This window comes from Mesorhizobium sp. WSM1293, assembly GCF_000513875.1.
Lineage (GTDB): Bacteria > Pseudomonadota > Alphaproteobacteria > Rhizobiales > Rhizobiaceae > Mesorhizobium > Mesorhizobium ciceri.
In genome coordinates, this window is record NZ_AZUV01000032.1 from 38,272 (window position 1) to 57,571 (window position 19,300).

At 60.1% G+C, this 19,300-nt stretch carries 24 protein-coding genes; 13 read left to right on the forward strand and 11 right to left on the reverse strand.

What is annotated here, in order from left to right; all coding sequences use genetic code 11:
• The first annotated feature begins 102 nt into the window (after window positions 1-102).
• On the forward strand, window positions 103-330 hold the full coding sequence (locus M729_RS0127620; RefSeq protein ID WP_027163489.1) for a hypothetical protein: 228 nt from the start codon (window positions 103-105) through the stop codon (window positions 328-330).
• Window positions 331-461: 131 nt separating this feature from the next.
• A complete protein-coding gene (locus M729_RS1000000137775) occupies window positions 462-620 on the forward strand; it encodes a hypothetical protein (RefSeq protein WP_013531525.1) in 159 nt (52 codons plus the stop codon).
• Between the two features lie 55 nt (window positions 621-675).
• Here M729_RS1000000137775 and M729_RS0127630 read toward each other — a convergent pair whose 3' ends face one another.
• Complete coding sequence (locus M729_RS0127630; protein ID WP_027163490.1) at window positions 676-2,583, reverse strand: DUF4396 domain-containing protein; 1,908 nt, start codon at window positions 2,581-2,583, stop codon at window positions 676-678.
• A gap of 192 nt (window positions 2,584-2,775) precedes the next feature.
• Here M729_RS0127630 and M729_RS0127635 point away from each other — a divergent pair, with 192 nt between their 5' ends.
• Window positions 2,776-3,204 (forward strand): hypothetical protein, encoded by a 429-nt coding sequence (locus M729_RS0127635; RefSeq protein WP_013531527.1) that lies wholly within the window; start codon window positions 2,776-2,778, stop codon window positions 3,202-3,204.
• A 90-nt stretch (window positions 3,205-3,294) separates the two neighbouring features.
• On the opposite strand, the gene M729_RS1000000137780 is transcribed toward M729_RS0127635, so the two are convergent.
• The 4 genes from M729_RS1000000137780 to M729_RS0127655 form a co-directional block, all read right to left on the reverse strand.
• Window positions 3,295-3,453 carry a hypothetical protein gene (locus tag M729_RS1000000137780; RefSeq protein ID WP_013531528.1) on the reverse strand — a complete coding sequence of 53 codons (159 nt, stop codon included), beginning with the start codon at window positions 3,451-3,453 and terminating at the stop codon, window positions 3,295-3,297.
• A gap of 83 nt (window positions 3,454-3,536) precedes the next feature.
• A complete protein-coding gene (locus tag M729_RS0127645; protein WP_013531529.1) occupies window positions 3,537-4,007 on the reverse strand; it encodes a YbhB/YbcL family Raf kinase inhibitor-like protein in 471 nt (156 codons plus the stop codon).
• A 47-nt stretch (window positions 4,008-4,054) separates the two neighbouring features.
• Window positions 4,055-4,261: a hypothetical protein gene (locus M729_RS0127650; RefSeq protein ID WP_013531530.1), complete on the reverse strand. Its 207-nt coding sequence runs from the start codon at window positions 4,259-4,261 to the stop codon at window positions 4,055-4,057.
• Between the two features lie 97 nt (window positions 4,262-4,358).
• Entirely contained in the window at window positions 4,359-6,350 is a 1,992-nt protein-coding gene (locus M729_RS0127655; RefSeq protein WP_013531531.1) for a protein-L-isoaspartate(D-aspartate) O-methyltransferase, read from the reverse strand.
• A gap of 262 nt (window positions 6,351-6,612) precedes the next feature.
• On the opposite strand from M729_RS0127655, the gene M729_RS0127660 reads away from it, so the two are divergent.
• From M729_RS0127660 to M729_RS1000000137785, 4 genes are all read left to right on the forward strand, one after another.
• Entirely contained in the window at window positions 6,613-9,024 is a 2,412-nt protein-coding gene (locus M729_RS0127660) for a phosphoketolase family protein (protein WP_024505216.1), read from the forward strand.
• On the forward strand, window positions 9,021-10,199 hold the full coding sequence (locus tag M729_RS0127665; protein WP_027163492.1) for an acetate/propionate family kinase: 1,179 nt from the start codon (window positions 9,021-9,023) through the stop codon (window positions 10,197-10,199). Before M729_RS0127660 ends, M729_RS0127665 begins: the two co-directional genes overlap by 4 nt.
• Window positions 10,200-10,406: 207 nt before the next feature.
• Window positions 10,407-10,646: a hypothetical protein gene (locus M729_RS0127670; protein ID WP_027163493.1), complete on the forward strand. Its 240-nt coding sequence runs from the start codon at window positions 10,407-10,409 to the stop codon at window positions 10,644-10,646.
• A 91-nt stretch (window positions 10,647-10,737) separates the two neighbouring features.
• On the forward strand, window positions 10,738-10,950 hold the full coding sequence (locus M729_RS1000000137785; protein ID WP_063168031.1) for a hypothetical protein: 213 nt from the start codon (window positions 10,738-10,740) through the stop codon (window positions 10,948-10,950).
• 57 nt (window positions 10,951-11,007) lie between these two features.
• Here M729_RS1000000137785 and M729_RS1000000137790 read toward each other — a convergent pair whose 3' ends face one another.
• From M729_RS1000000137790 to M729_RS0127695, 4 genes are all read right to left on the reverse strand, one after another.
• Window positions 11,008-11,172 carry a hypothetical protein gene (locus M729_RS1000000137790; RefSeq protein WP_084652738.1) on the reverse strand — a complete coding sequence of 55 codons (165 nt, stop codon included), beginning with the start codon at window positions 11,170-11,172 and terminating at the stop codon, window positions 11,008-11,010.
• Between the two features lie 164 nt (window positions 11,173-11,336).
• On the reverse strand, window positions 11,337-11,537 hold the full coding sequence (locus M729_RS0127685; RefSeq protein WP_013531537.1) for a KTSC domain-containing protein: 201 nt from the start codon (window positions 11,535-11,537) through the stop codon (window positions 11,337-11,339).
• A gap of 78 nt (window positions 11,538-11,615) precedes the next feature.
• Window positions 11,616-12,050: a GFA family protein gene (locus M729_RS0127690; protein ID WP_027163494.1), complete on the reverse strand. Its 435-nt coding sequence runs from the start codon at window positions 12,048-12,050 to the stop codon at window positions 11,616-11,618.
• A gap of 73 nt (window positions 12,051-12,123) precedes the next feature.
• A complete protein-coding gene (locus tag M729_RS0127695; protein ID WP_013531539.1) occupies window positions 12,124-12,423 on the reverse strand; it encodes a PRC-barrel domain-containing protein in 300 nt (99 codons plus the stop codon).
• Between the two features lie 571 nt (window positions 12,424-12,994).
• On the opposite strand from M729_RS0127695, the gene M729_RS0127705 reads away from it, so the two are divergent.
• The 4 genes from M729_RS0127705 to M729_RS0127720 all read left to right on the forward strand — a co-directional run bounded on the left by M729_RS0127705 (window position 12,995) and on the right by M729_RS0127720 (window position 16,662).
• The gene (locus M729_RS0127705) at window positions 12,995-13,744 is read left to right on the forward strand and encodes a Crp/Fnr family transcriptional regulator (RefSeq protein WP_027163495.1); all 750 of its coding nucleotides are present in this window, start codon (window positions 12,995-12,997) and stop codon (window positions 13,742-13,744) included.
• 390 nt (window positions 13,745-14,134) lie between these two features.
• Window positions 14,135-14,752, forward strand: coding sequence for an alpha-ketoglutarate-dependent dioxygenase AlkB (locus M729_RS0127710; protein ID WP_032809461.1), 618 nt, complete (start codon window positions 14,135-14,137; stop codon window positions 14,750-14,752).
• A gap of 132 nt (window positions 14,753-14,884) precedes the next feature.
• Entirely contained in the window at window positions 14,885-15,325 is a 441-nt protein-coding gene (locus tag M729_RS0127715) for a DUF2231 domain-containing protein (RefSeq protein ID WP_050596360.1), read from the forward strand.
• On the forward strand, window positions 15,322-16,662 hold the full coding sequence (locus M729_RS0127720; protein ID WP_027163498.1) for a sorbosone dehydrogenase family protein: 1,341 nt from the start codon (window positions 15,322-15,324) through the stop codon (window positions 16,660-16,662). Before M729_RS0127715 ends, M729_RS0127720 begins: the two co-directional genes overlap by 4 nt.
• Before the next feature lie 26 nt (window positions 16,663-16,688).
• On the opposite strand, the gene M729_RS0127725 is transcribed toward M729_RS0127720, so the two are convergent.
• Window positions 16,689-17,525: an alpha/beta hydrolase gene (locus tag M729_RS0127725; RefSeq protein ID WP_013531544.1), complete on the reverse strand. Its 837-nt coding sequence runs from the start codon at window positions 17,523-17,525 to the stop codon at window positions 16,689-16,691.
• Window positions 17,526-17,832: 307 nt separating this feature from the next.
• Between M729_RS0127725 and M729_RS0127730 the strand changes: the two genes are divergently transcribed.
• Complete coding sequence (locus M729_RS0127730; protein ID WP_024505224.1) at window positions 17,833-18,450, forward strand: NAD(P)H-dependent oxidoreductase; 618 nt, start codon at window positions 17,833-17,835, stop codon at window positions 18,448-18,450.
• A gap of 156 nt (window positions 18,451-18,606) precedes the next feature.
• A complete protein-coding gene (locus M729_RS1000000137795; protein WP_013531546.1) occupies window positions 18,607-18,771 on the forward strand; it encodes a DUF3309 family protein in 165 nt (54 codons plus the stop codon).
• 128 nt (window positions 18,772-18,899) lie between these two features.
• Here M729_RS1000000137795 and M729_RS0127740 read toward each other — a convergent pair.
• On the reverse strand, window positions 18,900-19,300 hold a 401-nt coding region (locus M729_RS0127740; RefSeq protein ID WP_027163499.1), incomplete at its 5' end, for a DUF1236 domain-containing protein.

The window sequence follows — 19,300 nt, forward strand, 5'->3', positions numbered from 1 at the left end:
TCTCCAACCGGTTGGGCAGCTCCGTACGGAATCGTACCATCGATTGATCTGCACCTTGGACAGGATCAAAATGAAGCTGAGGTGACCATGGGAGGGAGCCGCATGAGCATCGCCAGATGGGCAATAAGACCTGTCGGTACCGCCAAGGCGTTTCTGGCAGAAGAGCTTCGAAGTGCGCGATACGGCGACATCGTTTCGGTCAAAGCGGCGATAGAGGCCGCTCGCAGGGACGCGCCTTATTTGCAGGATACAGATGATGAATTGATGGAGACGATCGTCGATCTGGCACGGGAACTGGGTCTGGCCGTCCTTTTTGACTCTCGCGATTGACCGATGAGCCATGGTCGATGCGATTTGGTACGAAATCGACAATTGGCTCATGGTCGAAAATGCGCAATCATTGGGAAATGGGACGACGGCTGGACGACAAACTCGATTGCAAGGCTTGTGGGACCATCCAAATGGACATTCCCGACGACGCCAACGAGTCGACGCCAATTCATTGCAGCAATTGCGGCGCCTTTCTCGGCGAATGGGGTGAATTGCAGGATGATTTCTACCGCCAGGCTCGCGGTACCGAAGCATTCGACTTGCGCAACGGAACCATTATCAAGAAGTAGCGCGCAACAATGCGCCCCCGGATGACACAGGTAAATCCACAGGGGGGTGGCAGATCTAACCGACGTCGATCACGACCATCAGCCCGCCGCCGCCCTTTTCCTCGACATTGTTGTTCGTCGTGTGATGCGGGATGTGGCAATGGATGAGCCACTTGCCGGGACGCCGTGCCTTCCAGACGACGTCATAGCGCTGTCCTGGCCCGACATTGATCGTATCGGCCAGAAAGCGCGCCGAGGGAGGAAGCGTCTCACCGTCACGAGCGACGACCTCGAAGGGTCCGCCATGGATATGCATGGGATGGACGAAGCCATTATTGGTGCCGATGAAACGCACCTTCAGCGTCTCGCCCACCTTCATGGGGATGGCGTCGGTTGCGGGATAGGCCTTGCCGTTGATGGTGAAGAAGTTCGGCATACCGCCTTCCATCGGCATCGAAGGATAGGTCAGTCCATCGCGCACCAGCCATTCCTGAAGTTCGATCACATAGTCGTGGTCAGCCTGAATCTCGTCGGCGGGATTGGCAGGGTCGATGATCAGCGCCCCATAGAGCCCCAGCGCCTGGGTACGGTCCGGCTTGGCATGCGGATGATAGAAATAGGTCCCGTGCTGGGTCGCGGTGAATTCGTAGGAATAGGATTGCCCAGGCTCGATCGGCGGCTGGGTGATCTCGGCGGGCCCATCCATCTGGTTCGGCAGGATCATGCCGTGCCAATGCACCGTGGTCTCCTCAGGCAGGTCATTGGTGACGTCGATGCGAACCTTATCGCCCTGGCGAATGTGGATGCGCGGACCGGGAATCTGGCCGTTGTAGGCATAGGCGTCGACCGCGACATTGGGCAGGATCTGCCAGCGGACCACTGAGGGCCTGAGGTCGAACACCTTGACGCCGTTCTCCAGGCGGAATGGCAGTTCCTGGTCGCCCTTGGCGGCAAGGCCATAGGATGCCGTGACGCGATGCGGATCGGTTGCAGCCATGTCACGCATGGCTTCCGCCGGCGTGTCGCGGCCCATGATCATGCCTTGCGGCATGATCGCCCCGCCGACGTCACGTGCCGAAAGCGTCAGGTTCAGCCAGTTCGCCGGTGCGGCCATGCCAATCGCCAGCGCCAGCACCGAGACCATGCCGAGGGCTGCTATCTGCGGCGTCGTGGCGTCCGTCTCCATCTGATGGCCGTTGCGTTTGGATTTGTGGGATGTGTTGGCGTGGCCTTGTCGTCGATCATCGCCGGCGCGGGCATGATGCGTAGCGTGCTGTTGCTGGGCGGTCGGCTCTCGACTGCTCATTTCGGCCGCCTGCGGGCGCTGCGTCATCAACCCGTGCTTCAGTCCGCGGGCGACCAGCCAGACATTGGCGGGATAAGCAAGTGTGAAGCCGGCAATGACGCCGATCGACATCACGCCCCAGAACAAGAGCTCGGTCGGCTCCATCGCGCGCATGTCGCGCCCCATCATCAGGAAGCTCATGACGGGCGCCATGCCGGCCATCATGAAATTCATCGAGATGAACTCGGGCAGGAAGCTCTTGCGCACATTCTCCCAGTAGGTGCCGCCCATCATCGATTTCATGAACAGCGACTGGAAGATGAACAGGCCGAAGGCGAAACCCGCCAGATATTCGACGATGAGGTCGAGCCACATCGGCAGGCCAAGCGTTGCCGTGATGACTGCCGCGAGAATGATGCCGGTCGCATCGCCGGCAACGCAGTGGATGGTCGAACCGACGCCCTGCTTCCACAGCGGCCTGGTGAAGTCTTCATACTCGCCCGGTCGTGGCTCCTTGTCTGCAAGCACATAAAGCAGCAGCCCCAATGGACCCATATAGAGGGTCACCAGGATGAAACCCCATTTCATCACCACCGGTTCGGGATTGTTGCGGTATTGATCGAAGCCGACATAGAGCGTCGAGGCGGCGGCAAGAGCGAACCAGACGGCAAGGAAATAGTCGATTGGCTGGATGAACATGGATGCATCCCGTCGCGGATCAGCGGCTTGTCACAAGCAGCCCCCGCCGATGAACGCAGCACGTGTGTTTATGATCCCGCCGGCCCAATCCGGTTGTGTCGAATTCTCCAGCCTGGCGCTCTTGTCGAAGCATTACGGCGCGGTAATTCCCTTGAAGGCGTGGGCGCTTCGCTGCCTCAACAGGAGCTGGCCATGAAACATCAAACACTCGACCAACTGCATGCCGTCGCCAAGATTGAATCGTCGGCTGCATATTCCGCAATGACACGAAATCAGCGCATAGAGCGCTGGGCTGAACTGCTGGAGCGTAATCCCGAGCGATGCCTTGGCGCGTTTGCAGGCACCGAACATCTGCACCCCGAAGCACGTGCAATGATGCGGGGCGAGGGAACCGCAATTTCGGTTGCTTTCGAAGATCCCGTGCTGCGCGCATCGGGTTTGAAAGACGATACCTACGGCGAGGCAAAGCGCTTTTTCGAGCTGAACGACTGGCAGTTGCACGACATCGTCTGCGATTGCCACGTCGGCTCAACCATGAAAGCGCGCTGGGCTGCGACGCGAGTCCGCTCAGCCGTCAGCGGCAGGTTCTTTGCGTGGTTGCGGCAAAGGATAATGCGCTGACCCAGTTGGGGATCGTCGTCGCCCGCTGCGGCTTACGATCCCCTGTCTTGCCGATTGGATGTCTTCCGATCGGATATCTTGCGATGCGGATCAACGCTTGTCCTGGTATAGCCGGTCGGTCGCCCGGTCGCTTTCCCTTCGTTCGGCGGGCCCACGCCGGCGGCGTGCGATAACGGCATAGGCCAACAGCACGATCAGCAACAATGGGCCGCCGGCAACGACGACCAACCACATGATATCTCCAAACATGGCGGCATCTCCTTTCCCAGACAACCGGCAAGGAGGAGAACCGTTCCGCGCAGCAGCAGGGTAATGCCACCTCGGTCATCAACTTACGGATTGCGTTCGTAGGTTCCGATGAGTTCTGCCTGCTCGAGCGAGTGTTTCTGCGCCTCCCGCCAGATGCGCTCGACGCCTGCGCTGGCCGGAATGGCAAGGCTCGGCGTGTCGAGCGCGGCCAGCCGGAAATGGTAATGGTGGACGCCATGTCCGACCGGGGGTTCAGGGCCGTCGTAATAGGCGTTGCCAAAATCGTTTGTTGCTTGCCTAAGGGCACCGGGACCTGGCTTGCCGCTTTCCGCCTCGGGAAGTTCCCTTGTCTCCGCGGAGATGTTGAACACCGCCCAATGACCAAACGTTCCGCTCGGCGCATCAGGATCCTGAACGACGAGAACGAGGCTTTTGGCGTCGTCCGGTACTCCAGACCATTTCAGCGGCGGCGATACGTTTTTGCCGTCTCGTGTATATCTTTCGGGAATTGGTCCGCCTTCGGCAAAGGCGGCGCTGCTGAGGGCAAGTGGCATGGTTCACTCCTTCCGGGGAAGTTGATCGCAGCGATGCCAACGGCATGCTATTTGTTGGTCCGCATCTTTTGTCTTGGATCGATCCCGCCAGCAGCGGTCGTGTCGTTCTCGACATCGCCTTCGACCGTGTTCTCGCCTTCAAGCTCGAACTCTTCGCCTTCCTTGATCGTTCCCTTGGAAGTCCCGATACCAGGATTGTTCGCCAAGTCGGCATCGCTGGGTTTTTTCCATTTCGGATGTTTGGTTCCGGTCATGAGAAAACTCCTTCGACGGGATTTCAGTTTAAAAATGCAAGCCAGATAACCGTTCCGGTTCCAGGGCTCTGCTTCATCGGCTCGCCGCGCGCGCCGGTTAGAGCCCGAATGGATAGGTGTCGGGAACGCCGGTTCTTGCATGCTCCGGGCCAAGCGGCGTCACTGCCGCGGTTTTGTCGAACCATAGGAACGCGTCGAACTGCTGGGGCAAGGAAGCGTCCGCATAGTGGCTGCCCAGCTCGGTTTCCGGCCGGTAGATTACCCCGATGAATCGCTCCAGCCTGCGTTCCAGCAGCCGCTCACGCAGCGTCTTGTCGCGCCCGAGGTCGAGCAGGAACCGCGACACGAGAGAATCGTGGCAAAGCCGTTCGTAGCTGTCGGCGTGCGACGCGCGAACCTGCTTCACCTCCATTTCGCCATCCCAGTCGCTTGCGGCCGCTACAGTGCCGGAATGCGTGCCCATACCGACTAGCGCTGCCTCATCGCCGAAACGCTGCCGGCAGAGCTGACCGATGTTCAGTTCGTCCCTGACGACACCCATCTCGGTAAAGCGGGCATCGCCGATATGGGAATTGTGCGCCCACACCACCGCCTTGGAGTTGGGGCCGCCGGCGTCCAACAAATGTTCCAAGGTCTCGAACATATGGGTGTCGCGCAGGTTCCAGGACTCCGCACCGCCATAGTACATGATCCGGTAGTAGTGTTCGGCGGACGCGATCAGCCGGGCATTCTGACTGGCGTCGAGAAAGTCGGTTCCGTCCTGTTTTGCATAATCGAGTTGTCTGGCGAGCAAGTCCCGGCATTGTTCCAGCACGGCTTTCTCGCATTTTTTATAGCCGGCGGTGAGCACCGCACGGCCGTAGGTAGACGGTTCGTGTTGCCAGGGCGTCAGGCAACCATACCGTTCGCGTGCAATCTTGGCTGCCTGGGGATCGACCCGGTCGAGATAGTCGAGGACCGCGCCTATGGACCCGCTCATATTGTAGATGTCCAGGCCGTAGAACCCTGCTTGCTCCGAAGGTTCTAGCTTCTCGTTGCGACGGCGCATCCAGTCGGAGAAGGCCGCGACATCGGTGTTGCGCCACATCCACGTCGGAAACCGCTGGAATGGCGCACCGGCGCCTGTTCGCGGCCGACGATGGCGAACGTAGCGGTCGATCGCCGCCGCATCGGGCCAGTCCGCCTCGACCGCGACGATGGTGAAGCCGTGCCGTTCGATAAGCCTGCGGGTGATCGCCGCGCGCGCCCTGTAGAACTCGGACGTGCCATGGCTTGCCTCGCCAAGCAGAACGACGCGCCGGTCGGCGAACCGGTCGAACAATGCGCCGAAGGCCGGATCGTCGAAATCGGGCAGCGGTTCAGCCGCGGCCGCGATCATATCGGGCAGGCTGATTGGATGCGGATGTCGAAGTGGACGACCGACCTTGGTGACGGTGCCGTTTTCCGACCAACCCTGCTCGCCGATGAGAGGGACGAAGCGCACGCCGCCGAAATCCTCCTCGCTGTAGGTTGCGGCACCTGTCCGGGTGACTTTGAGCAGGCGTTGCAAATCGGGGTCGTCGCCGACCGGAATGACGAGCCTGCCGCCGACATCGAGTTGCTCCTGAAGGGCGAGCGGTGCGCCGGGACCGCTGGCTGTCACCACGATGGCATCGAACGGCGCCGCCTGCGGCCAGCCCTTGGTGCCATCGCCTGTCCGGACCTCGATGTTTCGATAGCCGAGTTTTTCAAACCGCCGTTTCGCCGTTTCTGCCAAACCGGGATGACGCTCTATGGTGTAGACCTGTTCGACGATCCGGCTCATCACCGCGGCGGCGTAACCCGAGCCGGTGCCGATTTCGAGCACGTGGTCACCCGGTTTGACGTCCGCCATTTCGATCATGAATGCGACGATGTAGGGTTGCGATATGGTCTGGCCGTCGGCGATCGGCAGCGGCGTGTCTTCATAAGCAAATTCCTCGAAACCGGGTTCTACGAAGGCCTCGCGTGGAACTTCGCGCATCGCCTGCAGAATTTCACGGTCATGGATGCCACGCCGGCCGACGTGGATATTGACCATTCGATCACGGGCACGAGGAAGATCGAGCATTTTTTAGCTCCCTTTGGTGCAACGCTTCGAGGTTGTCCTTCGCGGTAGCTGCCTTGAACCTGGCCTTCGCGATTCCAGTTTCTAACCGCTGGAGGACTTCAAGGTTCCCGCCTATTTGCGGACAGAGCCGCTCGCTCCAGCGGGATAGCGACCTCTCTTGGCCGCTCGGGTCGCGACACTGTCCCGGACGGCGGCAGTCGGGGGTTGCTCAAGCGCAAAGATGCCCCAGTTATCACCAGCGAACCGAAAGCTGGAGATGTCGATGAACGACAAGGCTGCCGCGACGCCGCAGGCTATCGGCCACGAACGGATCGACCTCATGGACCGTTACTGGCGCGCCGCGAATTACATCTCGGTCGGCCAGATCTATCTGCTCGACAATCCGCTGTTGCGCGAACCGTTGAAGGCCGAGCACGTCAAGCCTCGGTTACTTGGCCATTGGGGCACGACGCCGGGCCTGAATTTTCTCTACCTGCATCTGAACCGCGTTATCCGCGAACGCGACCTCGATGTTCTGTTTATCTGCGGCCCGGGCCATGGCGGTCCCGCAATGGTCGCCAACACATGGCTCGAGGGCACCTATAGCGAGATCTATCCCGATATCGGGCAGGGCGAAGACGGCCTCAGGAAACTGTTCCGGCAGTTTTCCTTTCCCGGTGGCGTGCCAAGCCATGCCGCGCCCGAGACGCCAGGCTCCATCCATGAGGGCGGCGAATTGGGATATGCATTGGTTCATGCCTTCGGTGCGGCCTTCGACAATCCGGGTCTGGTGGTTGCCTGCGTCGTTGGTGACGGCGAAGCCGAGACCGGTCCGCTGGCGGCGGCATGGCATTCCAACAAGTTCCTGAACCCAGCGTCGGACGGCGCCGTCCTGCCGATCCTGCATCTAAACGGCTACAAGATCGCCAATCCGACGATCCTCGGCCGCATGGACGATCAGGAATTGCGAGACCTTTTCGCCGGCTATGGCTACGAACCGTTCTTCGTCGAAGGCCACGAGCCGCTTGCCATGCACCGGTCCATGGCCGCGACGCTCGACACGGTGCTCGATCGCATCCGTTCCATTCAGGAGCAGGCACGGGCGCCGGGATGGCATGGTCAACGCCCGAAATGGCCGATGATCGTGCTGCGCAGCCCCAAGGGATGGACCGGGCCGAAGGAGGTCGATGGCGAAAAAGTCGAGGGTTTCTGGCGCTCGCATCAAGTGCCGGTATCGAACGCTCGAGGGAATGAGGAGCACCGCAAGATCCTCGAAAACTGGATGCGAAGCTACGAACCGGGAGAGCTGTTCGACGAAAGCGGGCACCTGTTGCCGGAGCTTGCGGCACTTGCCCCGACAGGGACAAGGCGCATGGGCGCAAGCCCGTACGCAAATGGCGGCCTGCTGAAGCGCGATCTGATGCTTCCAGATTGGAAAAGCCTGGCCCTGGAAGTGCCGCGTCCAGGTGGCGTCATTGCCGAGGCGACGCGGATTTGCGGAAGCTATCTTCGCGAGGTGTTCCGCCTCAATGCCGAGGCGCGAAACTTCCGCCTGATGGGGCCGGACGAGACATCCTCCAACCGCCTCGACGACGTGTTCGAGGTCACCGATCGGATCTGGATGGAGCGCATCGAGCCCTATGACGTCCATCTTTCCCGTGATGGTCGCGTCATGGAAGTGCTGAGCGAGCATCTCTGCCAGGGCTGGCTTGAAGGCTATCTGCTCACCGGCCGCCATGGCCTGTTTTCATGCTATGAGGCCTTCATTCATATCGTCGATTCGATGGTCAACCAGCATGCCAAATGGCTGAAGACCTCCGGCGAGCTCGCTTGGCGCAAGCCGATCGCCTCGCTCAATTACCTTTTGACCTCGCATGTCTGGCGGCAGGATCACAATGGTTTCAGCCATCAGGATCCGGGCTTTGCCGATCTGGTCGCCAACAAGAAGGCCGACACGGTAAGGCTCTATTTCCCGCCGGACGCCAACACCCTGTTGTGGATCACCGATCATTGCCTGAGAACCTATAACCGCATCAATGTCATCACCGCCGGCAAGCAGCCGGGACCGCAATGGCTGTCCATTGAAGAAGCCGGAGCGCATTGCAAAGCTGGAGCGGGCATCTGGGAATGGGCCGGCACGGTTGCTCAGCACGAGGAGCCCGATGTGGTCATGGCCTGCGCCGGCGATGTGCCGACCCTGGAAACACTGGCCGCGACAGACATTCTGCGCTCCGCGATCCCCGACCTGAAAATCCGCGTCGTCAATGTTGTCGATCTGATGACATTGCAGTCGAACACGGAGCATCCGCACGGCCTGCCCGACGGGGACTTCGACGCGTTGTTCACGAAAACACGGCCCGTCATCTTCGCCTATCACGGCTATCCCTATCTCATTCATCGCCTGACATACCGCCGCGCCAACCATGACAACATGCATGTGCATGGCTTCCGCGAGGAGGGCACCACGACGACGCCATTCGACATGGTGGTGCTCAATGAACTCGACCGCTACCATCTCGCGCTCGCCGCCATCGAACGCGTGCCGGGACTGGCCGAAAGGGCCGAAGGGCTTGCCGGCGAACTCCACGGCAGGTTGGCGAAGCACAAGGCCTATGTGCGCGAGCACGGCGAAGACATGCCCGAAATCCAGAAATGGAGCTGGCCCGACAAAGCCGCGACAAAGGGGCGCCAATGACGCGTCGGTCGATCCTGGCGCTGAATGCCGGCTCGTCCAGCATCAAGTTCGCGCTTTACGATCTTGTCTCATCACGGGATATGCAACTCGTTTCACGCGGCACGCTGGACCTGGGCGACAAACCCACACTGCGCGCAAAAGCGGCCGACGGAACGGTGCAGTGCGATCGTCCGCTCACCGCCGACAAGCGGCGTGACGCGGCCATAGGCGAGATGCTGAATTGGGTGCAGGGCGAAATTGGGGAAAGAAACCTGATCTGCGCCGGCCATCGCATCGTGCATGGCGGAAGCGAGTTCATCGAACCTGTCCGTCTGACCCCAGACATCATCGACGCCATCGACAAACTTACGCCGCTTGCTCCGCTGCATCAGCCTCGCAGTCTCGCGCCCGTCCGTGCAATAGCCGCCTTGCAACCGGACCTGCCACAGGTTGGCTGTTTCGACACCGCTTTCCACCAGACGATCGATCCGCTCGTGCGGCGCTTTGCCCTTCCGCGCCAGTATGAAGAGCAAGGCTTGCGCCGCTACGGGTTCCACGGTCTCTCCTATGAATACATCGCCGGGCGGCTCAGCGAGATATCGCCAATTTTCGCGGCGAAACACACGATCGTCGCCCATCTCGGCAATGGGGCAAGTCTTTGCGCCCTGCACGGGGGCAAAAGCATCGATACCACGATGGGTTTTTCGGCCCTGGATGGCCTCGTCATGGGCACGCGGTGCGGCGCCATCGATCCCGGCGTGCTGTTGTATTTCCTGCTGGAAAGAGGCATCGCGGCGGAAGAACTGCAGGCGATGCTCTACGAGAAGTCGGGCCTGCTCGGCGTATCCGGTATTTCCGGCGACATGAGGACGCTCGAAGCGAGCAATGATCCTCGCGCGCAAGAGGCGATGGCGCTTTTCGCCTTTCGCGCCGCGAGAGAGGCCGCGGCGCTTGCAAACACGATGGGTGGCCTTGAATGCCTGGTGTTCACCGCCGGCATCGGCGAACGGTCCGCGACCATCCGCAAGGCCATATGCGAAAAATTGACCTGGCTTGGCGTGGTGCTTGAAGATCGCGCCAACAACACCCACGCCGAGATCCTCAGTCGTCCCGAGAGCAAGGTGGAAGTACGGGTGATTGCGACCGATGAGGAAAGTGTCGTTGCACGTCACATCCGCATGGTGATGCAAGCCTGAACGCTCGCCTCGGCATCGGAAAATCGGCTGTCGATTCGGCCCGATGAAAGCGCGGGCAAGGGTATTCCCTGTACGAAAATTACCAAGCAAGCGGTCGGGGGAACCAACTGCCCATAGAAATATTGTGCGAGCAATCCCGGCTAACCCCGAGATCGTCGGCGGATGATCAGGCCGACAGCCTTACTTCAGGCATTGGCTGAGGAATCCATGTTTACGGACGACGTTGCGGTGAGGCGCCTGAAAATCCTGGTCGAGCAATATGTCGAGACACGCAAGAAACGCCACGATGTGATCTCTACCGCCAAGGCCGGGACCGCAATTCGAGAGGTGATGCCAAGTTGCCCGGTTTCCGGAAAGGCCTTCGATGATCTGATAGCGGCCTGCGCCATCGAGCATGGCCTCGCTGTGCTCTTCGACAATCCGGGGACATCAGGCACTGAAGTCTGAGGCAGGCGCTTCCGATGCCACCGTCGCGATGAGCAGGAGTTCAGTCGGCATGTCCAGGTACTTTTTCGACCTTCGAGATGAGAGCGGAAGCTTGCAGGAGGATCCCGAGGGCCAGGAATTTTCTGATCTCGCGAGCGCTGAGGAAAACGCGATGGCGTCGGCGAAGGAAATCCTTGCCGAAGAGCTGCTGCATGGCAGGCCGCTGCGTACCGGATTGACCTTCGAGATTTTTGACGAGAACCGCAACCTGGTGCTGCGCTTTCCTTTTGCGCTCGCGGCCGAAAAGGCCGGGGCACCCCCTTAATCCCGAATTGCCTGGCCGATCACCTGCAAGGGCCATACAGGTCGCCTCATGCGGATCCTATCCTTCCGCCTTGAAGTTTCTGGCTTCCTTCTCGACCTTGGGGTTGTCCTTGCCATGCTTTTGCATGAGCTCCTTGGCCTGCTTGGGTGAGACGTCGGTGGTCTCTGCCAAGCGCAATGCCTTCTTGTCCTTGCTTTCGGTCTTCTGCCTCTTGGCCGTCATGGCTCTTGAACTCCCTTGAAGCCTTTTCCGATCGATCTTTGCCGGTGCGAACACCTGAGCATGTCCAGATGAACACTGTCGTTGCCTGGCTTGCTTCGACGACGAGACGTCAACGAGACGATGCCGGTCAGGTTCCGTGCATCGCCTGCTCATGTCCAAACTTGTCACGCCACGCGGCGGTACCGATGGCGGTCGCGGATGAACTCATTGAAGAAGCGGCCTTTTGAGGAAGCTTTGGTGAAAGCGGCATAAGTTGCCGGTGCAACATCCTCATATTCGTAGCGTCTGCCGCTCGGCACAAACCAGACCGACAGGATCCTGGTGGCGGGATCGTATTGCGCATTTCGGATCACGGTCGATGGCATGGTCGCACCCGACAGGTCTGCCCGAATAACCCGTTAGCGATCGTCAGGTTCCGCCGATCCTGGCGTCACGCACCGCGACTACCGGTCGCGCGGGTTGCCGAACTTCGGGTCGCGCTTCCTTGAATATCGGTCGATGCGTGGCAGGCTGTCATCAAACTCGATCCACGGCAGCCTCAGGTCCCAATAGGCATGGGCTTGCGGCCGAAACCCTTCAGGGTTGTCAAAGAAGCCGATCGTCACATAGAACTCGTCCGGCAGGCCTTCGTCGCTATAGCCTATCGAGCTTCCACAGTCTGGGCAGAACGTGCGGGTGACGCCTGGCGTTTCGGAAAAGGCCTTCGGCGTCCCTCTAAGGAGCTGAAATTGCTTCGGCCGGTAACCAACCCAGATCGTCAGCGGACTTCCGATGGCCCGGCGGCAATCGTCGTCGTGATCGTAGCATATCCAGAAAGGCTCTCCGTCCAGGGCTGCGGCGATCCCTCCGCAGAAGCAGGCTCCGGTTTCGCGCCGCATCGTCTGTCCACCCTGTTGCGCCTAAGAGAGAGCGGCCGAGTGGCCGCTCCCGTTCAAGGTGAAGTCCTTGAAATCATGCATCGTGATGCTCGGGCATGCTCTTGAGCTGATCCTTGGTCCAGTTCGTCACCGCGTGAACGTCGCCGTCTTCATCGCGCATGAATTCCAACTGGCTTGCGGGAACGGCCACCGGCTTGGCGCCAATGCCGAGAAAGCCGCCGACATCGATGACGACCTGACTGGCGGCTCCTGAGCCGTGCACATGCGAAACGCTGCCGACTTTGTTGTCGTCTGCGTCGTAAATCGTGGCGTCTTCGAGAATGTCTGGTGTCAGTTCGGTGCTTGTGAGGCGTACGTGGTTGGTGTGATCCATCTTTCGAGACTCCTGTTGGGTGGAATATTTGAACCTCTCAGCCGAGCAATCGTTCCGAACAATTCCGGGGGCGACGGACGGACGACGCAAGGACGCTAGAAGCCTCAACTCAGCCTCCGTCCGAATTGACTCGCAAAGCTCCGTACGGAAGCGTACAAAAGGAAATCGTCAGCAGCACAGTTGGGGCGCTGACGCTTGGGAGTGACCATCGCTCTTGCCCATCACGAGGCATGGTGTTGCACGGCGAAGGAGCCCGAGCACCCCGGTCTGCCAGTGGGCGCGATGACCGCGCTGGCGCGGGATACAGGCGCCACTGAACAACAGATACGCGAAATCATATCGCTCCTCGGGTTCGATCGCGCCTCTATCCTGCGGGAGGCTCGTTTGCTGGCGAAAGATAGTCAGCCAACAAGGCCTTCGAGTCTTCAGCAGTAACTGTCGGTTTCATACCAACGCGCCCGCCCGTCTAGTGCTGCGCGAGACGAAGTCTATGGTTCGTTACCGTCCGCTCGTTCGACGGGCGCGGCCGGCTAAGAGATCCCAGTGCTCTTGCCCAAGGGAAAAGAGTCTCGTGGATTACCAGACACTGCAAGCCAAGAGCGAATTGCTTCGCCGGATGAGCGCGGACGATTTCGCGCGGCTACGTCCGCATCTGGTGAGTGTTTTTCTTGAGTTGCGCGCGCCGCTGGAGACCGCGGGGCAGAAGATCGAAGCCGTCTATTTTCTGGAAAGCGGGCTGGCCTCGGTAGTGGCGAGGACTTCGCCTGCGACCGAAGCCGAAGTCGGAATCATCGGGTTCGAAGGAATGACCGGTTCGGCCCTGGTCATGGGGGACGACCAGGCCAACTTTGATTGTTACGTCCAGTCGACATGCGAGGCTCTCCGGATAGAGGCTGTCCCCTTCGTCGAAGCCCTGGAGGACAGCCCTACATTGCGGTCGTTCCTGTTGCGCTATGTCCAATATTTCCATGTTCAGACAAGCTATACGGCATCGATCAACGCGCGGCAGAGCCTGGAAGTTCGACTGGCAAGATGGCTTTTGATGTGCAGCGACCGCACTGTCGGCGACAGGCTTATGATAACCCATGAATTTCTGTCCATCATGCTTGGTGTGAGGCGTCCGGGGGTTACCGTCGGCCTCCAGATGATCGAAAGTTATGGTTATATCCGAGCGCGCCGCGGAGAGATTACGATCCGCGATCGAGACGGTCTCATGACGTTGGCGCGAGATTCTTACGGTCCACCCGAAACCCAGTACCGCCGGCTGGTCGGAGATTTGGGCTCGAAGCATCCCGCGAGGCAGGAGCGGCCTCTCGTTTGAGCGCGCCGGGCCAACGGAGGCTTCTCCGCCACTGAGCCGACAACAGGACATTTCGAGTGGCCGGCGCGATGATGCCGGTGAGACACCGTTGCCTAAACCCGCGCCGGCCACTGCGGCATGTTTTGGGGATGCCGCGTTGCCAATCTAGTTGCCGACAAGCAACTGGCAACGAAGGCTCACGGTTTGGTAAGAACCGTACGTACATGCACGCAACTCCCTCGGTCGCGTTCAAGGCATGCTCGCGAAATCCTGAGTTGAATACAGTCCCTCGATAAAGTCCGGATTGGCAGGCCCTGTCCGTCGTTGGGGTGACGTCCGCAGGGTGGGTGCAGATTGGCTGGCCAGGTTCCGATATTGCCAGGCGGGCTGGCCTTCACCATCTTAGCTGGGATGGCGACACCCAAATCGAAAACACTCGACTCCGGCTCATCCGGGCTTCAGCACGATCTCTTTGGTGCTGCCGACGACCTGCCGGAAGGTTTCTTCTATCAGCCCGAGTTGATCACGGCGCAAGAAGAAACGGAACTCGCCCGGCATCTGGAAGGCCTGCCGTTCGAGGCGTTCGATTTCCATGGCCATCTGGCAAACCGGCGCGTCGTCGGTTTTGGCCTGCGTTACGACTACGACAGACGCCAGGTCGTCGAGGCGCCGCCGATCCCTGACTTCCTGCTGTCCCTGCGCGACAAGATCGCAGCGTTGGCAGGCCGGCCCGCCAACGCCTTCGCGCAAGTGTTGATCAACGAATACCGGCCCGGCGCCGGCATCGGCTGGCATCGAGACAAGCCTCATTTCGAAGACGTTGCGGGTGTTTCGTTGCTGGCGCCTTGCAGCTTCCGGCTCCGGCGGAAGAATGGCACCAAATGGGACCGCCGGACCATCGTCGTCGAACCAAGGTCGGCGTATCTCATGACCGGACCATCGCGCATGGAATGGGAGCACAGCATTCCGGCGGTTGACCTGCACCGCTACTCGATCACCTTGAGGACATTGCGCGCCAACTCCGCATGAGCATCGCGCGCCGAGCCGTTCTGTCGCATTGCCAGCGCCATCACGAGTTCTTGAACGCAAAACGGTTCCGGGAACCTCCCAACCACAAGTTGGTTTGGAGGACAGGTACAGCTTCAAAGGTGGAGAATGTCCATGGCCCGTGCCCGATCCGTGTTGGTGGCAGCCAGGCGTCCGTTCCATAAAACGCCGATGGCGGTCGCAAACGCATGTTTCGTCGGCACATTGCTGACCGACGTTGCCTATTGGCGAAGCGCTGAAATGATGTGGGCAGATTTTTCCGCCTGGCTGCTCCTTGCCGGCCTGGTTGTAGGCGTGCTCGCGGTCCTTGCAGCACTTGTCGATTTGTCTACCGGCCGAATTGCCCGTCAAGCCGGGCCTGCATGGCCATATCTCCTTGGCAGCCTCGTCGTGCTCGTCATATCGCTCTTCAACGCACTGGTGCACAGCCGTGATGCCTGGACCTCGGTCGTGCCGACGGGGCTCATCCTGTCCGCCGTCGCCGTGATCGTTATCCTCTTGCTGGGACTGCTGGGATGGAGCTCCGGTCGCACTCACGTGGAGGTGGTCGAATGAATGTCTCCGCCAGACATATCCGGCGTATCGCGAGCCTCGGTCTGCTGTTCGGATCGATTTTGGCGCTGCCCGCATGCAGCGATAACGAACCGGATCCCACCGATCAGGTCGGAGCAAACCCGACGCTGCCTGAACCTATTCAGTATCTGGTGCCGCCCATGCATGTCGCGTCGGTCGTCGGTTGGAAACAAGACGAGAAGCCGACCGTCGCCAAGGGTTTGCAAATCCAGGCCTTTGCCAAGGGCTTGAGGCATCCGCGCTCGCTTTACACATTGCCGAATGGTGACGTTCTGGTGGTCGAATCCGTGGCGCCGCCCGGTGCCGCGATCAAGCGGCCGAAAGACCTGATCATGGGCTGGATCGAGTCGATGGCGACCTCGGGCGGCGGCACCGAAGGAAGCAACCGTATCACCCTGCTGCGGGATACGAACGGCGATGGTCTGCCCGATGTCCAGGAGGTCTTCCTCGATCATCTCAATTCGCCCTTTGGCGTGGCCCTGGTCGGCAACGATCTCTACGTCGCCAACACCGACGCCATCGTGCGTTATCCCTACACGTCGGGCGACACCAAGATCACCGCGCCGGGCGCCGTGCTGACGCCATTGCCCGGCGGACCTATCGATCACCACTGGACAAAGTCTCTCGTGGCCAGCCCCGACGGGTCTCGGCTGTATGTCGGCATCGGATCCAACAGCAACATCACCGAGAACGGCATCCAGGCGGAAAAGGACCGGGCCGCCATCTGGGAAGTCGACAGGGCCACTGGCCGCTATCGTATTTTCGCGAGCGGCCTGCGCAATCCCAACGGGCTGAGTTGGGAGCCGCAGAGCGGCGCGCTGTGGGCTGTGATCAACGAGCGCGACGAGCTCGGTCCTAATCTGGTTCCCGACTACATGACCTCGGTCAAGGACGGCGCGTTCTATGGTTGGCCGTACAGCTACTATGGTCAGCATGTCGACCCGCGCGTGATGCCGCAGCGGCCGGACCTCGTCGCCAAGGCGATCCCTCCCGCCTATGCCTTGAGTTCCCACGTCGCACCTCTGGGCTTGACGTTCTACACTGGAACCAACCTGCCGGAGCTCTATCGCAACGGCGCCTTTGTTGGCGAGCATGGTAGCTGGAACCGCAAGAGCTTCAACGGCTACAAGGTCGTTTTCGTGCCGTTCAAAGACGGTCATCCAGATGGCAAGCCGCAGGACGTCGTCACCGGTTTCCTCGGCAAGGACAACAAGGCGCACGGGCGGCCCGTCGGCGTTGCCGTCGACAAATCCGGCGCGCTGCTGATCGCCGACGATGTCGGGAACACGGTCTGGCGCGTAACTTCCACGAGCCAGTAGGCACCTGCATAACGCTGATCGCTTCACTATCTCGGTGCGAATTCCACCAGCGCCTTGACGAATTCTGCCGGTGCCTCGATCGGCAGGAATTCGCCGCAGTTGGCGATCATGTGACCTTGCAGGTTCTTTGCGCCAGACATCCTCAGACCTTCGAGGTAATCGTCGATCGATCCAAAATCCGCGTCGCCGCGGATATAGAGGATCGGAACTTCGATGCGCGCCGGGGCATTGGCCTCGGCATCCTGCTTGAACGCGCGATACCAATCAAAACCGGCCTTAAGTGCCTCCGGCCTCGCATAGGCCTGCGTCAACGTCTCCCGCATTTCATTGGTCAATGCTTCGGGACGGCCGGCGAGCAGATCGAAGAAAAAATCGAAGTAGGCGCGTTGATGGCCCGTCACCAGCAACTCCGGCAACTCAGGCACCGCATGAAACGCAAAGTGCCAGATGCCCGGGTTTGCGACTACCTTCGTCCATGGATGAAGGCCGGGGATAACCGTATTCATCGGCACCGCGCCGACGATGCGACCGCCATGATGGCGAGCAGCAGCGAAGGCAATCATGCCGCCCACATCGAAGCCTGCAACGACGATGGATTTGGCCCCAAGCGCCTCGGCGGCTGAAATCACAATACCGGCAAGAACCTTCTTTTCCGCCGACGGCGGAGTGCCACGCGATTCACCGATCTCCGGAAGATCGAAAGCCAGCGTAAAGTACCGTGTGCCGAGTTCATCGATCACGCCATCATAGATTTTCCGGGAATGGGGCCAGCCGTGCAGAAGGATCAAGGCCGGTCGGCGCGGATCGCCGGCCGTGGATACCGCCAGCTGCATATCGCCTGCTTCGAGGGTCTGGACGAGCATCGTCTATCCATTTTCGGGAACTCAGAAGAAAACGAAGAGCGAACGAATAGGTTGCCCCACCAGTTCAGTCTGCGTCGCTCGCCGCTGTCCGTTCTCCAACGTCTGTGCTCAAGGACCAGCCCGCTTTCTGAGCCGGCTCGACCGTCACCAAGTAGGAGGAGGGGGCCATCCACCGGCCCTGTTGGTCCGCCTGCGGAACAAGCATTTAACCCTGGCGTTAGAATGCCGGGCGATCCCGCAACGGGCGAATGGGCAGTCGCGAAGTCGTCGCGGCGGTTTGCAATTAGGACAATGCAGGGAGATTCACATGCCGCTTACGGCCTTCGCACTCAATTGCTCGCTCAAAGCTTCGAACGACAGGGAAAAATCCTCCACCGATCGGTTGCTCGCCGATGTCCTGGCGGCGTTGATGCAATACGATGTGAAGGGCGAGATCGTGCGTGCGCTCAGCCACGATATCAAGCCCGGCGTGCTCTCCGACATGGGCGAGGGCGACGATTGGCCGAAACTCAGAAAGAAGATACTGGCGGCCGACATCTTCGTGCTCGGGCTTCCGATCTGGCTTGGCCAGCCCTCGAGTGTGGCCAAGCGCGTCCTGGAGCGGATGGATGCCTTTCTCGAGGAGACGGATGACAGAGGGCGAATGCCGGCAGCAGGAAAGGTGGCCCTGGTGGCCATCGTCGGTAATGAGGACGGTGCGCATCACTGCCACGCGGAATGCTTTCAGGCATTGAACGATGTCGGCTTCACCATCCCGGCCAATGGCGGGGTCTACTGGGTTGGCGAGGCGATGGAGGACGTCAACTATGTCGACCTGCCGGCAACTCCGGAAAAAGTCTCGGGTGCGATCGAAATGGCAGCCTCAAACGCCGCCCATCTCGCTGGATTGCTGAAAGACCGGGGCTACTCGGGCGTCTCGGGATGACCTTTGTTCGCCTAAACAACTTTGAGCGGCCAGACCTTGCAGCGTCGATGAGGTCTCAATCGGGAACAGGAAGGCTTGTAGCGAGTTCATATTCTCATCAGCCGGCGACCGCCGCTCCGTCTACACGGCGCGAAGCCGCAAACAGGAGAGCAAGTCATGGGTCTCGGCACAATTCTTATCATCATTCTGATTATCGCATTGCTTGGCGGCTTTAGTGGACTTGGCGGCGGGCCATTCTACGGCACCGGCTATTACGGGGGCGGCGGCCTCGGTCTTCTGCTGCTTATAGTCATAATCCTGGTCGTGCTCGGGCGTCTCTAGCCGAGTCCGCCATGCGGTGGCAGATTGTATCACCTGCCGCTTGCGGTTCTCTTCGGAGTTGCTTTGAATCCATAGCAGTCCGGCAATGACGGTCCGCCCTCTGGAGGGCGGACCACCCGTCGGACATATCAGGTCAAAATCAGCACGATCTTGAACGTATCCGGATCAACGATGACGATCCGACCGTCCGCAAGCACGAAATACTCGTAGCTTTCGTAAGCGGGAACGATCTTGACGATACGAGCCGGCAGCCGATGCAGCCTGACCTTGTGCCGCGGAACTTCGACGCCGACGCTGATGTCAAAATTGACATTGGACACAGGCTCGACCTTCGTCTCCCGGATGATCTGAGTGACTTGGGTTTTCTGCTCCACCGTCACGTTGTTGATGGAACCGGTCGACGTCGTATCCTGTGTCGAGGCCTTGCCCTGGGCCTGCTGGTCGGTGATGGTGCCGGCCTTGCCCTGAGCCTGCTCGTCGGTCTGCATCTTGGTCTTGCCCTGGGCCTGCTGGTCGGTGGTGGTGCCGG

Coding starts and splice junctions, on each gene's coding strand:
- M729_RS0127725 (WP_013531544.1), bottom strand. CDS start 17,525: ATGCTCGTCCAGACCCTCGAAGCAGGCGATATGCAGCTGGCGGTATCC.
- M729_RS0127655 (WP_013531531.1), bottom strand. CDS start 6,350: ATGCTCGATCTTCCTCGTGCCCGTGATCGAATGGTCAATATCCACGTC.
- M729_RS0127720 (WP_027163498.1), top strand. CDS start 15,322: ATGAATGTCTCCGCCAGACATATCCGGCGTATCGCGAGCCTCGGTCTG.
- M729_RS0127660 (WP_024505216.1), top strand. CDS start 6,613: ATGAACGACAAGGCTGCCGCGACGCCGCAGGCTATCGGCCACGAACGG.
- M729_RS0127690 (WP_027163494.1), bottom strand. CDS start 12,050: ATGCGGCGCGAAACCGGAGCCTGCTTCTGCGGAGGGATCGCCGCAGCC.
- M729_RS0127685 (WP_013531537.1), bottom strand. CDS start 11,537: ATGCCATCGACCGTGATCCGAAATGCGCAATACGATCCCGCCACCAGG.
- M729_RS1000000137775 (WP_013531525.1), top strand. CDS start 462: ATGGACATTCCCGACGACGCCAACGAGTCGACGCCAATTCATTGCAGC.
- M729_RS0127630 (WP_027163490.1), bottom strand. CDS start 2,583: ATGTTCATCCAGCCAATCGACTATTTCCTTGCCGTCTGGTTCGCTCTT.
- M729_RS0127620 (WP_027163489.1), top strand. CDS start 103: ATGAGCATCGCCAGATGGGCAATAAGACCTGTCGGTACCGCCAAGGCG.
- M729_RS1000000137795 (WP_013531546.1), top strand. CDS start 18,607: ATGGGTCTCGGCACAATTCTTATCATCATTCTGATTATCGCATTGCTT.
- M729_RS0127730 (WP_024505224.1), top strand. CDS start 17,833: ATGCCGCTTACGGCCTTCGCACTCAATTGCTCGCTCAAAGCTTCGAAC.
- M729_RS0127695 (WP_013531539.1), bottom strand. CDS start 12,423: ATGGATCACACCAACCACGTACGCCTCACAAGCACCGAACTGACACCA.
- M729_RS0127650 (WP_013531530.1), bottom strand. CDS start 4,261: ATGACCGGAACCAAACATCCGAAATGGAAAAAACCCAGCGATGCCGAC.
- M729_RS0127670 (WP_027163493.1), top strand. CDS start 10,407: ATGTTTACGGACGACGTTGCGGTGAGGCGCCTGAAAATCCTGGTCGAG.
- M729_RS0127645 (WP_013531529.1), bottom strand. CDS start 4,007: ATGCCACTTGCCCTCAGCAGCGCCGCCTTTGCCGAAGGCGGACCAATT.
- M729_RS0127715 (WP_050596360.1), top strand. CDS start 14,885: ATGGCCCGTGCCCGATCCGTGTTGGTGGCAGCCAGGCGTCCGTTCCAT.
- M729_RS0127665 (WP_027163492.1), top strand. CDS start 9,021: ATGACGCGTCGGTCGATCCTGGCGCTGAATGCCGGCTCGTCCAGCATC.
- M729_RS0127710 (WP_032809461.1), top strand. CDS start 14,135: ATGGCGACACCCAAATCGAAAACACTCGACTCCGGCTCATCCGGGCTT.
- M729_RS0127635 (WP_013531527.1), top strand. CDS start 2,776: ATGAAACATCAAACACTCGACCAACTGCATGCCGTCGCCAAGATTGAA.
- M729_RS1000000137790 (WP_084652738.1), bottom strand. CDS start 11,172: ATGACGGCCAAGAGGCAGAAGACCGAAAGCAAGGACAAGAAGGCATTG.
- M729_RS1000000137780 (WP_013531528.1), bottom strand. CDS start 3,453: ATGTTTGGAGATATCATGTGGTTGGTCGTCGTTGCCGGCGGCCCATTG.